The organism is Providencia sp. PROV182 (assembly GCF_028480325.1).
Taxonomy (GTDB): domain Bacteria; phylum Pseudomonadota; class Gammaproteobacteria; order Enterobacterales; family Enterobacteriaceae; genus Providencia; species Providencia hangzhouensis.
In genome coordinates this window covers 1-13,762 of record NZ_JAMPOL010000023.1, presented here as the reverse complement: position 1 = coordinate 13,762, position 13,762 = coordinate 1, and the positions used below count along the sequence as shown (strand labels likewise).

The following is a 13,762-nucleotide window of genomic DNA, read 5'->3' as shown; positions in this document are numbered from 1 at the left end:
ACAACAAAATTATGTTAGTAAAACGTCATGTACAGTCGAATTAAAATCGTATCGGGACTTTTGTCCGTCATTTTTATCTTTATTTTGCTGCAACTGGTATCCAGTGGGTTGATGTTTACCAAACTGGGCGATAACAGCGACAGCATTAGTTATTTGAATTCCTTACAACGCCAAAGACAAGTATTAACAGAAAGTTGGGTTAATTTGTTACAAGCCCGGGCGAACTTAAACCGCTCTATCAATGCCTATTTGCTCGAAGGTCGTAAAATTCAAGACGATGCAACGACAGAAGACTTGATTAAAGCCGCTAAACGTAACTTTAAATCAGCGGATGACGCTTACGCACGTTATAACAAGCTGATGCAAAGTTCAGATTATGATAAAGCCAAATTTGAAAAGCTGTTTAGTACCTATGAAACCTATCGTGATGCGTTAATCAAGCTAAGTGAATTCGCTGAAAAGGGTGACCTTGAAGGTTTTTATGCACACAGAACCTCAGGGCACCAAGTGAAATTTGAAGAGCAATTTAACGCTTATTTTGCGGATATATCTGCTGATTTCCAGGCCGAAGTCGTCAATGCAGATAATAACTATCGCCAATCATTATACATGTTGGTGACGTTATCTATCTTACTCGCTTTGATTGGTTTCTTCAGTTATCGCTATGTTCGTAAAGGTATTATCGAGCCACTCGGTATCTTAATTGAACGTATTAAAGTCTTTGCTTCAGGGGATTTAACACCGAATGTGACAACAATTGCCAAAAATGAAATTGGTGAATTGGCCAATGGTGTTCAGCACATGCAACAAGAGCTGATTAATACGGTTCGTGGTGTGCTAGATGGTAGCGAAACTATTTACCAAGGTACAACCGAAATTGCAGCAGGTAACAATGACTTGTCAGCACGAACGGAGCAACAAGTCGCTTGCTTAGAAGAAACTTCAGCCAGCATGAGTGAACTGACTGCCACTGTTAAACAAAATACCGAATACGCCCACCAAGCGAGTGAATTTGCAAACCAAGCTTCAGTGATAGCAAAAGAAGGCGGCAAAGTGGTATCCAATGTCGTTAGCACCATGCTGAATATTGCGGATAGCTCACAGAAAATCTCTGATATTACTGCAGTTATCGATAGCATCGCTTTTCAAACTAACATCTTAGCGCTTAATGCGGCAGTTGAAGCGGCAAGGGCAGGTGAGCATGGCCGTGGTTTTGCAGTTGTTGCTGATGAAGTGCGTAATTTGGCACAACGCAGTGCAGATGCCGCTAAAGAGATTAAAACGTTAATTGAAGATTCGGTGTCAAGAACTGGGACAGGCGCTCGCCAAGCTGAGGATGCAGGCGAAACAATGACCAAGATTGTTGAATCTGTTACACGTGTTACTGACATTATGACGCATATTGCGACCGCATCAGACGAGCAAAGCAAAGGAATTGCACAAGTCAGTATTGCTGTCGCTGAAATGGACAAAGTTACGCAGCAAAATGCGTCGCTGGTTGAGCAATCCGCGGTTGCAGCCAATGTATTGGAAGAGCAAGTGGCAAAACTGTCGCAACTGATTTCTATCTTCCGTTTACCACCATTAAAACAAAGTGAAATACGCAATATTCAGCCGGCAGCAAGAACGGTTTCAAATATCGTTAAAACACCGGATCTGACAAAACTATCATCGAAAGAACATAAAGATGATGACAATTGGGAAACTTTCTAAGGGTTAAGCTCAGTTTCGCGCTGCAAAGCTACGGTTTTGCAGCGTTCCTGCGCATTAGAAAACAAGGCAATGTTTCAGAGGTTCAGTTCTCTTAGCTGGCACAAGTGGGGATTTCTATGTTTGGTAAAAATATCCGGATTTCGGTGAGTTTATATCTTCTTCTCATTTTATTTTGTGGGATGCAGATTGTGTCTAGCGGGGTTTCTGTTGGGATTGTTGTAAGCGAATTAAAATCCTTAGAGCGCATTGATTTGGGGTCTGATAAGCGTTCGATGCTTGAAGAAACCAATAAACACCTAATGCAAGCACGCAATAGCCTAACGCAAATTGCATTGCTGCATAAAGTCGGTGGTAATGAACCATTGATTGAAGAAACAAGAGTGACTTTTGACAAATTACTCGCAGAAGCTGAGAAAGACTACACTATGTTTAAAAACCAGCCTCTTTTAAGTGAGAAAGAAAATCTTGCGGCTTTAGAGGCTCGGTATCAAGCATTTGTCTTAACACTCAAAGCATTAAAAACACATTTAGATAATAACGATATTGCAGCTTATATTGAACTTCCTGCTCAAGAAAACCAGGATCAGTTGGAGCAAGTTGTTGAGGAATACCTTGAATTACTGAATGCTGAAAGCGACGAATCTCTTGCGGTAGCAAGAATGTATAACACCTTCGCTTGGAGTTCATTTTGCTCAGTGATCGTCATTATCATCGCGGTTATTGCATTTGCTCATTATTGGATGAAACGTAAAGTAATTAACCCACTGAAGAGTATGGGAGAGCACTTTGCATTAGTGGCTGATGGCAAACTCAATCAGAAAATTGAAGTGACGACCCGTGATGAAATCGGTGAGGTATTTGGCAAGCTAAAGGATATGCAGGAGTCTTTAGTGACTTCAGTGACCGCCTTGCGTTCAAATACTGACCAAATGTATACCGGTATTCGTGAAATTGCTTTAGGTAATAATAACTTATCTTCACGTACTGAGCAGCAAGCGGCATCACTCGAAGAAACTGCGGCTAGTATGGAAGAGTTGACAGCAACCGTTAAGCAAAATGCGGATAACGCACGTCAAGCCAGTGAACTTGCTGTTAGTGCATCGAAAACCGCAACGAAAGGTGGAGAGATCACCGAAGACGTGATTGACACCATGACTTCCATTTCTAATAGCTCACAAAAAATCAGTGCCATTATTAGTGTGATTGATGGGATTGCTTTCCAAACCAATATCTTAGCATTGAATGCTGCCGTTGAAGCCGCTCGAGCCGGTGAGCAGGGTCGCGGATTTTCTGTGGTTGCTGGTGAAGTTAGAGCGCTAGCTCAGCGCAGTGCGGAAGCGGCAAAAGAAATTAAAACCTTGATTGATGAGTCTGTCGGTAGAGTGAGCCAAGGTTCTCAGCTTGTTAATGAAGCGGGGGAAACTATGAGTGAGTTAGTTGCAGCTGTTAACCAAGTTACTGAATTAATGGGTAACATTGCTTCTGCTTCCAATGAACAAAGCCGTGGTATTGAGCAAGTCGCCACAGCGGTAAGCCAAATGGATTTAGTGACACAACAAAATGCGGCATTAGTGGAACAATCGACCAGTGCGACGGCGGCGTTAGAAGACCAAGCAAACAACTTAGTTGATACGGTTGCATTCTTTGAATTACCCGAAAGTCATTTAAATCGTAATCGGCGTTAAGTGTTGTGAAAATTCGTTTCTGAATTTTCGGTGGATAACCGTAACAGGTTATTTTTCCTTAGGTTATCCATCCTAAAAGGCAGCCAAATAACTGGCTGCCTCTGGGTTTTTATTGAATAGGACGACAAGTACGATGCTTTTTGTACCACAGGTAGAACCACTGACTGATGATGAGTTTGGTCGGGTTTGTCGATTTATTCATAAAAAATCAGGCATTGTCCTCACCATGAATAAAAAAAATATGGTCTATAACCGGCTATTAAAGCGGTTACGTGATTGTAATATCGACAATTTTTCCGATTATTTGCGGATGTTAGAGCGTGAGCCTCACCATGCAGAATGGCAAGCTTTCGTGAATGCTTTGACGACAAATTTAACTGCATTTTTTCGTGAACCACACCATTTTGTGACGTTAGCGGACTTTGTTCGTACGCGTAAAAATAGCGCCATTAATATTTGGTGTGCCGCATCTTCAACGGGAGAAGAGCCGTATTCGATAGCAATGACATTAAGTGATGTACTTGGGCCGAATGCCATCAATGCCAAAGTGATTGCCAGTGACATTGACACGGAAGTGCTAGAAAAAGCGAAACAAGGCGTGTATCGCGTAGAAGAGCTGAAATCATTGACGGCATTACAGCGACAACGTTATTTCATGAAAGGGGTTGGTGAATTTGACGGTTATGCACGAGTCAAACCTGCATTGCGCCAAATGATTGAATTTCGTTACTTAAACTTGAGTGACCATGACTGGCAGATGCAACATCGGTTTGATGCGATTTTTTGTCGTAATGTCATGATTTATTTCGATAAAGAGATGCAGATAAAAATGCTAGAGCGCTTTGTTCCATTGCTTAAGCCTGACGGATTACTGTTTATCGGGCATTCCGAAAATTTATCGCAGTTATCACAAAGTTTCGTTATTAAAGGGCAAACCGTCTACAGCTTGCAAGCGGCGAGGAGGGGGTAATGAAAAAGATTAAAGTGCTATGTGTGGATGACTCAGCACTGATGCGCCAATTAATGCGCGAAATTATTAATAGTCACGAAGACATGATTGTGGTTGATACTGCACCAGACCCTTATGTTGCACGTGACTTAATCAAACAACATGAACCGGACGTGATCACGTTAGACGTGGAAATGCCGCGAATGGATGGTATTGATTTCTTAGAAAAACTAATGCGCTTGCATCCAATGCCTGTGGTAATGGTTTCAACATTAACATCGAAAGGTTCGGAAGTGACGTTAAAAGCGCTGGAATTAGGTGCTGTGGATTTTGTCACGAAACCACAAATTGGTATTCGTGAAACCATGATGAGTTATCGCGATATTATTGGTGAGAAAATTCGCGCAGCAGCCATGTCTAAAATTACTCAGCGCAGCCGCTTTGCCCGCCCTGACAAAAAGGTTAATGAGTCAGTTTCTCAAGCGAAATCACTCTCTCCCTATGTTTGCAATAGCCGTGTGATTGCGGTTGGCGCATCGACCGGAGGAACGGAGGCAATACGGCAATTTTTGGAAATGTTACCTCATGAATGCCCTCCGGTAGTGATCACTCAACATATGCCAGCGGGTTTTACGCGTTCTTTTGCTGATCGCTTAAATAAGCTCTGTGTATTGACCGTAAAAGAAGCTGAACACAACGAACTATTACAAAAAGGCCATGCATATATTGCCCCAGGCGATTCGCACATGTTGATTGCGGATAAAGGCAAGGGATTTCAAGTTATTTTGCAGCAAAGCGAACCTGTTAACCGGCATCGTCCTTCTGTTGATGTGTTGTTTGATTCAGTCGCTCAATGTGTTGGGCGAAAATGTATTGGCATTTTATTGACAGGGATGGGGATGGATGGCGCGAAAGGGCTATTAAATTTACGTAAGCAAGGGGCTATCACTTACGCACAAAACGAAAGTAGTTGCGTGGTGTTTGGAATGCCTCGCGCGGCGATTGAATTGGGGGCTGCGGATGAGGTGCAAGATATTCTCAAGATTGCCCCAAGTGTTTTAGCAAGACTTTCTTCTGTCACGGTTTAAACCGTGACAGGAATTCACAATTGTATTTTGAAGGAGTGGTTATGGCCGCTAAAGATCTCAGTTTTTTGGTTGTCGATGATTTTTCTACAATGCGACGTATCGTCCGTAACTTATTAAAAGAGCTCGGATTTAACAAAATAGAAGAAGCAGAAGACGGTGTTGATGCTTTAGAAAAAATCCGTACAGGCAGCATCGATTTTGTTGTTGCTGATTGGAATATGCCAAACATGGATGGCCTTGAGTTGCTTAAAACCATTCGTGGTGATGATGCCTTGAAGCATATCCCAGTACTCATGGTGACAGCAGAAGCGAAAAAAGAAAATATTATTGCCGCTGCACAAGCGGGTGCGAGTGGTTATGTCGTTAAGCCGTTCACTGCCGCTATCTTAGAAGAAAAACTGAATAAAGTATTTGAAAAAATGGGGCTGCAATAACAGTGCGTGCCAAAGGAGGTTTTCATGACTGAGCAAGTGGGTATGGAAGGTATTCGCAATGGTAATGATGATTTAAAACAAGTCATTACGCGCATTGGTACGCTAATGAGAACGCTGCGTGAAAGTATGCGCGAATTGGGGCTAGAAAAAAGCGTTCAACAGGCAGTGGCGAGTATTCCAGACGGAAAAGATAGGCTGCGTTATATCGCCCAAATGACGGCGCAAGCGGCAGAAAAAACCTTAAATGGTATTGATGTCATCAAACCACTGCAAGTGGAAATGAATAAAAATGCGCAGGTATTGCAACAGCAGTGGCAAGAAACCGCTGGAGATGGGGTTCCTGCACAATTGCGTGAGTCAACAGAAGCTTTTTTAGGGCAAGTGATCCAAGACAGCGAAACCACCAAAGCAGAGCTGTTAGAAATCATGATGGCGCAAGATTTCCAAGATTTAACAGGGCAAGTCATCAAAAAAATGATGGAAGTGGTTGAAGAAGCTGAAAAGCAACTGCTCGCACTGTTAATGGAAAATACACCACCTGAAATGCGTGCGAAAACGCAAAACGAAAGTTTGCTCAATGGCCCACAAATCAATAAAGAAGGCGTGAATGTGATGGCATCACAGTCTCAAGTTGATGATTTGCTTGATGAGCTGGGCTTCTAATCGCCGACAAGTTTTTAATTTAACTACTCTAATTACATAGGGTTAGGGTAGTTTTATTGTATTTGCGTTACAAGGGGAGGATTGCAATGATAAATAACGATTTAATTTCTGCTTTTGTTATTAAAGAAAAAAAAGAACAAAAAGAAATAGTTCAAGAAAATGATGGAGATATTAATGAGTGCTCTACTGAATTACAGATGAGACAGGCGTTAATCAATCAACTCAAAAAAGCACGTTTAGCCAATAATTTAACCCAAATTCAAATTGCGGAAAAAATGCAAACTCAGAAGCAGAACGTGTCCCGTTTGGAAAAAGCGCAGTTCGACCCAAAATTAGGCACATTATTAAAATATGCAGAAGCGGTGGGGATGCGGATTACCTTGGATTTTTCCTCTAAACCTTGAATTATATAGAGCCTATGAGTATTCAGCTGAACAATTTAATTGCTAATCATGTTGATAAACAGCAATGATTTTACTACCAAGTATTTGCTCAAATTCCTCGATAAAATTATCGCGTATATCCCAATTATGAAAACTAAAACCTAAATTGCCGAATGCCCATTGAGGGTCAAACTGCCATTCATTAAGTGAGCCATGAAAATCGCAATAAAAACAAGCGAGATTTTCTGGTTTTCCTTCATACCAATCCGTAACAGTATCACTCCATGCATGGCTATGCTCACTTTGTTCCTGATTACATTGTGGGCAATAAATACCAAGGCCATTTCCCCCTGCATGAAAAACTGTTCGTTCTGTCACGATAGACAGGTAGTTTTTTAGCGTATCTTCAGGAAGTTGAGTTGGGACGATTTCATCATTAATTACGTACAAAATGGGTTCTTTGTGAGCAGGCGTAGGACGATAAATTACTTCACCATACTCGATACTTTGAAAGTCAGGGTCGATAATACCTTGATGTTTTAGCCAATTAAGCATACGTAAGGCTTCTTTTGGGGCATCTTCTAAAGTGATATCTGGGGCAACAAGGTGGCAAGTATCCATAATAACCCTTCATTGTTAAAAGCCATCAATCAGTAAGTCAATTGCGTGTTTAATGGTGTCTCGCTGGCTACTTAAGTCAACGATTTCTTTCCCTAATAATGAATGAGGGACGCAAGCCATTTGGTGAGTCATTAAAATAAAAACCTGCCCGTTGATTGATAATTGTGGATTTAAGCGTACAGGTAATGGCTTTTTAACTAGCCTGCTATCGAATAACGGGATGACTAAACGAGTATTCAATATATCAATAATGTTACTTTGAATATCCAGTAAATATGGGTATTTGACCGTATCTTCTCGGTTTTGATAGAGGCAATATTGCATTAAAAATCCTTGTATTTATCTGAGAGTAATCCATATTCTTCATTTATCCTGTTTAACTCATTAAAGCCTTCGACATTGTCATTTTTCCATTTTTGCGCTTCGAGGCGTTTTAATTCAGCTTGTAAGGCACAAGCCAGTATTGCTGATAAGTTAAGTTTAGCCCGCCTTGCTTGTTCGTAGAGTTCAGGCGCGACAGTGACACTGACGGTTTTTTTTGTTCTATTCATAGATGCCCCTTATACACGTGTTATGACACGTGTACTTTAGCACAGCTCATCGATCACGATAGGGATTTTATCAACAAATATTGCCATTATCAGAGTATCTTTAATTTATTGCGATTATTTGCGAAACCCTTCGAAAAATTGCTGTCTTATTGCTCAATAGCCAAATAACCCCCTTGAACTGCGTCTATTTTCCACCATTGATTTTTTTACACTCTGTCATGCTATAGCGATAACTCGTATTTTCATTACATTTTGGAACCGCGGTGTCCGACGAGAGTGATGTAGAAAAAACCGAAGAGCCCACGCCCCATAAAAAGCAAAAAGCCAAAGATGATGGGCAAATCGTTCGTTCAAAAGAACTTAGCTCGCTAATGATGATGTTAGCAGGCGTGAGCTTGCTATGGCTAAGTGGTGGACACCTCGCGGCACAATTGCGGCAAATTACTCGTCAGGGTTTTATTTTTGATGGCCACTATTTACAAAATACAGGCTTGATGATCAGTTACTTAGGGCGTGTGGTCAGTGAGGCGTTATTTGCCTTATTACCAGTCATTGGCGGGTTAGCTTTGGTTGGCATTTCTGCATCATCATTAGTCGGTGGGCTCGTTTTTAATAGCAAGTTGATTAAATTTGATTTGAAAAAGTTAAATCCAATCAAAGGGCTAAAACGTATTTTTTCGATGAATGCCTTATCTGAGTTATTTAAAGCGATTTTGAAATCCTTATTTGTTGGTTTGGGCGCGTTTATTTTTCTTTGGCAAAGTTGGCCATCGTTACTGCATTTAGTGATGGAATCACCCGTTACGGCGCTAAGTAATGCACTGCAAAAAGTGATTTTTGCTGGTTATTTGATTGTTTTCTTGCTGATCCCAATGGTGGCTTTTGATGTTTTCTATCAGTTTCGTTCCCATTTGAAAAAATTACGCATGAGCCGTCAGGAAATTAAAGATGAATTCAAGCAGCAAGAGGGTGACCCGCAGATTAAAGCCAAAATTCGCCAACAGCAGCGTGCGATTGCGCGTAACCGAATGATGGCAGATGTTCCGAATGCAGATGTTATCGTCACTAACCCAACACATTATGCGGTCGCCCTTAAATATGATGACAAAAAAATGGGGGCACCAAAAGTATTAGCGAAAGGAGCAGGTGTATTAGCTCAGCGCATCAAAGAAATTGGTGAAGAGCACCGAATATTACAGTTAGAAGCACCGCCTCTTGCTCGTGCGCTATACCGCCATGCGGAGATAGGACAAAGCATTCCTGTTGCATTATATGCCGCGGTTGCAGAAGTTTTAGCATGGGTTTACCAATTGCGCCGCTGGCGCCGAGAAGGTGGGCTCAGACCAAAAAAACCGAAAAATTTACCAGTGCCACCGACGCTGGACTTTGCTGGAGATAACAATCGAGATGGCTAATTTGGCTTCATTATTAAAATTGCCGAAAAATTTACAAGGAACGCAGTGGCAAATACTGGCCGGCCCGGTTCTGATATTAATGATCCTGTCGATGATGGTATTGCCATTACCGGCTTTTTTATTGGATTTACTGTTTACCTTTAATATTGCACTTTCCATTATGGTGTTATTAGTGGCGATGTTCACAAAACGCACATTAGATTTTGCGGCATTTCCTACCATTTTGCTATTTGCAACTTTATTGCGCCTCTCTTTGAATATCGCCTCGACGCGAATTATCCTGTTAGATGGCCATACAGGGCCAGATGCTGCTGGGCGAGTTGTCGAAGCCTTTGGTCACTTTTTGGTGGGCGGCAACTTCGCCATCGGTATTGTGGTATTCATTATTCTTGTGCTGATTAACTTTATGGTTATCACTAAGGGGGCGGGGCGTATCGCGGAAGTGGGCGCTCGCTTTGTGTTAGATGGCATGCCAGGTAAGCAAATGGCCATCGATGCCGACTTGAACGCGGGTATCATTAATGATGATGAAGCGAAAAAACGCCGCGCGGAGGTTACGCAAGAAGCGGATTTCTATGGTTCGATGGATGGTGCGAGTAAATTCGTGCGAGGAGATGCTATCGCGGGGATCATGATTATGGTGATCAACGTGGTTGGCGGGTTAATCGTTGGTGTAGGCCAGCACAATATGTCTTTGGGAGATGCCACCAGTGCCTATACCTTGCTGACTATTGGTGATGGGCTTGTCGCGCAAATTCCAGCTTTGATTATTTCCACCGCTGCTGGGGTTATTGTCACTCGTGTGGCAACAGATGAAGATGTGGGTGAACAAATGGTCACTCAATTATTCAATAACCCAAGAGTGATGTGGTTGAGCGCTGGGGTTCTAGGTTTAATCGGTTTAATACCGGGTATGCCTAACTTTGTATTTTTACTGTTTACCGCGGCACTGGCTGCCCTTGGTTGGTATTTAGTCCGCAAATCCCAACAACCCGAAAGTAGTGCGGGGGATAATAGCCAATCTCAGCATTTTCAAGAAGCCAATAAAGTGGTTGAAGCCACGTGGGATGACGTTCAATTAGAAGACTTGTTGGCGATGGAAGTGGGGTATCGGTTGATCCCATTAGTCGATAATGACCAGCAAGGTGAATTATTAGGGCGACTACGTGGTTTACGTAAGAAATTTGCTCAAGAAGTGGGGTATTTGCCACCCGTCGTACATATTTGCGATAACTTAGCGCTTTCCCCTTGTGAATACCGAATTCTAATTAAAGGCGCGGAAGTTGGGCGGGGGGAAGCACAGCCAGGGCGTAGTCTGGCTATTGACCCAGGTAATGCGGCTGGGTCGTTACAAGGGGATGTCACTAAAGAGCCAGCATTTGGTTTACCCGCCATTTGGATTGATGATGATTTGCGTGAGCAAGCACAAATCCAAGGGTATACCGTGGTATCCGCGAGTACAGCGGTGGCAACTCACTTTAATCAAATTTTACTGCAAAACTCCAGTACCTTATTTGGCCGCCAAGAAGCCCAAATGCTGTATGACCGCGTGAAAAAAGAGATGCCAAAATTGGCAGATGACCTGATCCCAGATACGATTTCATTAACGATTTTGCACCGCGTTTTACAAAACTTATTAATGGAAGATGTGGTGATCCGCGATATGCGTACCATCATTGAAACCTTGGCTGAAATGGCAGGAGAAAATGGGGAAAACAAAGATACTGATTACTTAACATCCCAAGTGCGCATTGCATTAGGGCGAGCAATTACACAGCAGTGGTTTGGTAATGCAGAAGAAATTCAAGTGATTGGTTTAGAGGCTAGCCTTGAGCAGATTTTGCTGCAAGCCGCGAAAAACGGCGGTGGGTTAGAGCCGAACTTGGCGCAGTTTATTCAAACTCAAGCGGAGCAAGCTGTAGCTCACCAAGAAGCGATGGGCGCGCCTACAGTGCTGTTAGTTAACCATGGATTACGCTTGATTTTATCGCGTTTCTTGCGGCGCAGTCTGCCGCAGCTGGTGGTCATGTCGAATTTAGAAATGACGGACCACCGTAAGATAAGAATGACGTCGATGATCAGTGGTAGTTAATCATCTTGCTTTTAGTTATATGGTTGTGTAGGATAAATATGTAGTCGCTTTGAAGCTAAATTGTTCTTATACCTAAGGTGTGTATTTGAATGCTCGTCAAAGCGCAAAGAAAGTATGAAGAGGCCGCTCTTTTAAGAGCGGCCTCTTTGTATTTAACTGACTAAAAAACGCCCTACAATTCTGCCTTTATCCGTTAGTAAGACAGATTGCCCATCACGCAGGACTTTTTTTCAAATTGTGCTTTCGTCCAATTTTACTCAAAGCTATCTTTTTTGTACTTGATGCGAGTTTAAATGCGGTTAATCCATCTATGTGGATAAGCTGAACTAGATCTTTATGAGTAAAGCTATTTAGGTAATAGGATTGCATATCGCTAGATAGCCAGCCAAGTAAGTCAATTAAATGGCGATATTCTAACTTTAGTCGACTTAATGTTGAAGCTATATCATTAGGGGCACTCTTAATTATTGAACTATCAAATTCATTAATTAAATTACCAAACTTCCATATAGGCTCAAAATGAGCACATCTATTGCGTAATTTATTTGTTTGGAGTAATCGTTGAATTATTCTATGCCGATTTTTTATATCTTTAGGATGTGATTTTTGCTGAATAGAGTACGGATAATATTGAAATATATTAGGAAATATTTGTTCCCACGGAATAATTGTACCATTGCTTGTTTTATTAATTTTTAAAATGTGCGCCCACCTCCCATTTTCTAGTGTTGATATTATTCTATGTGGGGCTGGAACTGGTTGGATATACTTACCATTTTTCTTTTTGGCAGAGTCAATCGCATTGAACAGTTTATTATTGTGTGTCAGGCCTAGGTGGTCATACCAATTACAAGACTGGACATTACCATATAATTTTTGACTGCAGAGAGTTAATTGGTTTGTAAAATAAAAATGACTAAGACAGCGATGAATTTTGTTTCTTAGTGTAATTTCAATCATGCCGATTAAGTAGATAAATTTAGTGGAAATTTCTTCGTTCCAACAATAAATACCATGCAATTCATTTAGATCTGTAGTTTTGAATATGGTTCGGTAGTTAAAAAAACGTTCAATGCTAATGTCCAAAATATGTGAGTTTATATTTATAGGTGGTGGCCTAAACATATCCTATCCCTTTGATAAATTTATTTTAGTTAAGGCGATGAAATTTACCTAATCTACCATCAAGAGGAATATGAAAAAAAGAGATTGCAGCAGCAACTTTGTCTGTATTTTAGTAATTCTATTGAGCGAGCTGCCTGACGAGCCTCAGTATGAAAGGAGAGGGTTGTGAACTAGACAAAACACACCTTAAATTGAAATTTTTTTACCTAATGCAGGGCGCTTTGACTCTAAACCATCAGCACCATAAGTGGATTGGTTATTATGTTTTTTCACAAAGTTTAGGCGCTGAGCATTCAGCTCAATATGCAGTTGTAGCATTTGGTGATTACGATAATTCAACTCTTTTAGCTCAGTTGTTAAGCTTTTAATGGCTTCCCATACACCTGCTAGTGCATCATTGCCTTCATAAGGTGCACTGATCTCAGATTGTGCTTCTAACGCTAGGCGGTTTGTTTCACCATGGCCGATCGCAGCAACTAAAAACCGTTTTTGTTCAGTGGTTTCCTGAAAAGGCGAAGGCGGCACACGGTGATAACCTAGTAATAGCTCTTCATTTTTCATCACTATTTGTAATGATTGCAAATGAGCGAGTTGTTGCTCAAGTAATATCAGTAATTCGTCAGTCATAATCGTTATTTATTTCATTGATAACATACATTCATGAGCATCGCGCAAAATGCCATCAGCAATTTTTTCAGCATCCATTGTTAGGGTGCCATCTTTGATTGCTTGTTTAATTTGTTCAACTTTAGCACTATTAATATCACTTGCTTGAGGTTGCAATAATTTTTTTTGTAGCTCACTAGGAGCAAAAGAACTCTCTTTAACGATTTCATTAGTGGACACTTTTTTATCCCGCATCGGGACTGTCGCATCTTGCGGATCGCGGTTTGTCACCTGAGTCAGTGCAGAAATTGCAGATGTTTGCTCAATAGCCATAATGTATTTTCCTATTTCCGATTTTTTTCATATGTCAGTTATCGGCTTATGTTTATGAATCTTTAGTGTATATAGTGTTACAAAATATTGCACTACTCGTCATA

Annotated in this window: 15 protein-coding genes; 9 read left to right on the top strand and 6 right to left on the bottom strand. The window is 41.3% G+C overall.

Translation table 11 applies throughout. The features are described from left to right. Positions 1-27: 27 nt before the first annotated feature. The 7 genes from PR834_RS16445 to PR834_RS16415 all read left to right on the top strand — a co-directional run bounded on the left by PR834_RS16445 (position 28) and on the right by PR834_RS16415 (position 6,936). Positions 28-1,713 carry a methyl-accepting chemotaxis protein gene (locus PR834_RS16445; RefSeq protein WP_096864706.1) on the top strand — a complete coding sequence of 562 codons (1,686 nt, stop codon included), beginning with the start codon at positions 28-30 and terminating at the stop codon, positions 1,711-1,713. A 116-nt stretch (positions 1,714-1,829) separates the two neighbouring features. Further along, positions 1,830-3,398: a methyl-accepting chemotaxis protein gene (locus tag PR834_RS16440; protein ID WP_094961162.1), complete on the top strand. Its 1,569-nt coding sequence runs from the start codon at positions 1,830-1,832 to the stop codon at positions 3,396-3,398. A 133-nt stretch (positions 3,399-3,531) separates the two neighbouring features. Beyond that, entirely contained in the window at positions 3,532-4,368 is an 837-nt protein-coding gene (locus PR834_RS16435) for a chemotaxis protein-glutamate O-methyltransferase (protein WP_004255713.1), read from the top strand. Continuing rightward, positions 4,368-5,435 (top strand): protein-glutamate methylesterase/protein-glutamine glutaminase, encoded by a 1,068-nt coding sequence (locus PR834_RS16430; protein WP_262960468.1) that lies wholly within the window; start codon positions 4,368-4,370, stop codon positions 5,433-5,435. The genes PR834_RS16435 and PR834_RS16430 overlap by 1 nt, the downstream gene beginning before the upstream one ends. Before the next feature lie 41 nt (positions 5,436-5,476). Further along, positions 5,477-5,869, top strand: coding sequence for a chemotaxis response regulator CheY (cheY, locus tag PR834_RS16425; protein WP_004255705.1), 393 nt, complete (start codon positions 5,477-5,479; stop codon positions 5,867-5,869). 24 nt (positions 5,870-5,893) lie between these two features. Further along, entirely contained in the window at positions 5,894-6,532 is a 639-nt protein-coding gene (locus PR834_RS16420; protein ID WP_094961165.1) for a protein phosphatase CheZ, read from the top strand. Between the two features lie 86 nt (positions 6,533-6,618). After that, positions 6,619-6,936, top strand: a complete 318-nt coding sequence (locus PR834_RS16415) for a helix-turn-helix transcriptional regulator (RefSeq protein ID WP_231136035.1) — start codon at positions 6,619-6,621, stop codon at positions 6,934-6,936. A 42-nt stretch (positions 6,937-6,978) separates the two neighbouring features. Here PR834_RS16415 and PR834_RS16410 read toward each other — a convergent pair whose 3' ends face one another. From PR834_RS16410 to PR834_RS16400, 3 genes are read right to left on the bottom strand one after another with little or no spacing between them, the layout of a single operon-like run. Then, positions 6,979-7,536, bottom strand: a complete 558-nt coding sequence (locus PR834_RS16410) for a hypothetical protein (protein WP_210852622.1) — start codon at positions 7,534-7,536, stop codon at positions 6,979-6,981. 15 nt (positions 7,537-7,551) lie between these two features. After that, positions 7,552-7,860 carry a CcdB family protein gene (locus PR834_RS16405; protein ID WP_004255694.1) on the bottom strand — a complete coding sequence of 103 codons (309 nt, stop codon included), beginning with the start codon at positions 7,858-7,860 and terminating at the stop codon, positions 7,552-7,554. After that, a complete protein-coding gene (locus PR834_RS16400) occupies positions 7,860-8,087 on the bottom strand; it encodes a type II toxin-antitoxin system CcdA family antitoxin (protein WP_004255691.1) in 228 nt (75 codons plus the stop codon). The genes PR834_RS16405 and PR834_RS16400 overlap by 1 nt, the downstream gene beginning before the upstream one ends. A gap of 263 nt (positions 8,088-8,350) precedes the next feature. Between PR834_RS16400 and flhB the strand changes: the two genes are divergently transcribed. Then, positions 8,351-9,502: a flagellar biosynthesis protein FlhB gene (gene flhB, locus PR834_RS16395; protein WP_140170721.1), complete on the top strand. Its 1,152-nt coding sequence runs from the start codon at positions 8,351-8,353 to the stop codon at positions 9,500-9,502. Continuing rightward, positions 9,495-11,594: a flagellar biosynthesis protein FlhA gene (gene flhA / locus PR834_RS16390; RefSeq protein WP_004255687.1), complete on the top strand. Its 2,100-nt coding sequence runs from the start codon at positions 9,495-9,497 to the stop codon at positions 11,592-11,594. Before flhB ends, flhA begins: the two co-directional genes overlap by 8 nt. Positions 11,595-11,807: 213 nt before the next feature. Here flhA and PR834_RS16385 read toward each other — a convergent pair whose 3' ends face one another. From PR834_RS16385 to flgM, 3 genes are all read right to left on the bottom strand, one after another. After that, positions 11,808-12,719 (bottom strand): Abi family protein, encoded by a 912-nt coding sequence (locus PR834_RS16385; protein WP_272536788.1) that lies wholly within the window; start codon positions 12,717-12,719, stop codon positions 11,808-11,810. Positions 12,720-12,905: 186 nt separating this feature from the next. Continuing rightward, positions 12,906-13,346: a flagella synthesis protein FlgN gene (locus tag PR834_RS16380; protein ID WP_110591516.1), complete on the bottom strand. Its 441-nt coding sequence runs from the start codon at positions 13,344-13,346 to the stop codon at positions 12,906-12,908. A gap of 9 nt (positions 13,347-13,355) precedes the next feature. After that, positions 13,356-13,658 (bottom strand): flagellar biosynthesis anti-sigma factor FlgM, encoded by a 303-nt coding sequence (flgM, locus tag PR834_RS16375; RefSeq protein WP_172767299.1) that lies wholly within the window; start codon positions 13,656-13,658, stop codon positions 13,356-13,358. Positions 13,659-13,762: the final 104 nt, after the last annotated feature.

Bases quoted from the DNA above. Each gene is read 5' to 3' on its own strand.
- PR834_RS16440 (WP_094961162.1), top strand. From the start codon at position 1,830: ATGTTTGGTAAAAATATCCGGATTTCGGTGAGTTTATATCTTCTTCTC.
- PR834_RS16410 (WP_210852622.1), bottom strand. From the start codon at position 7,536: ATGGATACTTGCCACCTTGTTGCCCCAGATATCACTTTAGAAGATGCC.
- PR834_RS16420 (WP_094961165.1), top strand. From the start codon at position 5,894: ATGACTGAGCAAGTGGGTATGGAAGGTATTCGCAATGGTAATGATGAT.
- PR834_RS16430 (WP_262960468.1), top strand. From the start codon at position 4,368: ATGAAAAAGATTAAAGTGCTATGTGTGGATGACTCAGCACTGATGCGC.
- PR834_RS16415 (WP_231136035.1), top strand. From the start codon at position 6,619: ATGATAAATAACGATTTAATTTCTGCTTTTGTTATTAAAGAAAAAAAA.
- PR834_RS16385 (WP_272536788.1), bottom strand. From the start codon at position 12,719: ATGTTTAGGCCACCACCTATAAATATAAACTCACATATTTTGGACATT.
- flgM (WP_172767299.1), bottom strand. From the start codon at position 13,658: ATGGCTATTGAGCAAACATCTGCAATTTCTGCACTGACTCAGGTGACA.
- PR834_RS16405 (WP_004255694.1), bottom strand. From the start codon at position 7,860: ATGCAATATTGCCTCTATCAAAACCGAGAAGATACGGTCAAATACCCA.
- PR834_RS16445 (WP_096864706.1), top strand. From the start codon at position 28: ATGTACAGTCGAATTAAAATCGTATCGGGACTTTTGTCCGTCATTTTT.
- PR834_RS16435 (WP_004255713.1), top strand. From the start codon at position 3,532: ATGCTTTTTGTACCACAGGTAGAACCACTGACTGATGATGAGTTTGGT.
- PR834_RS16380 (WP_110591516.1), bottom strand. From the start codon at position 13,346: ATGACTGACGAATTACTGATATTACTTGAGCAACAACTCGCTCATTTG.
- cheY (WP_004255705.1), top strand. From the start codon at position 5,477: ATGGCCGCTAAAGATCTCAGTTTTTTGGTTGTCGATGATTTTTCTACA.
- PR834_RS16400 (WP_004255691.1), bottom strand. From the start codon at position 8,087: ATGAATAGAACAAAAAAAACCGTCAGTGTCACTGTCGCGCCTGAACTC.
- flhA (WP_004255687.1), top strand. From the start codon at position 9,495: ATGGCTAATTTGGCTTCATTATTAAAATTGCCGAAAAATTTACAAGGA.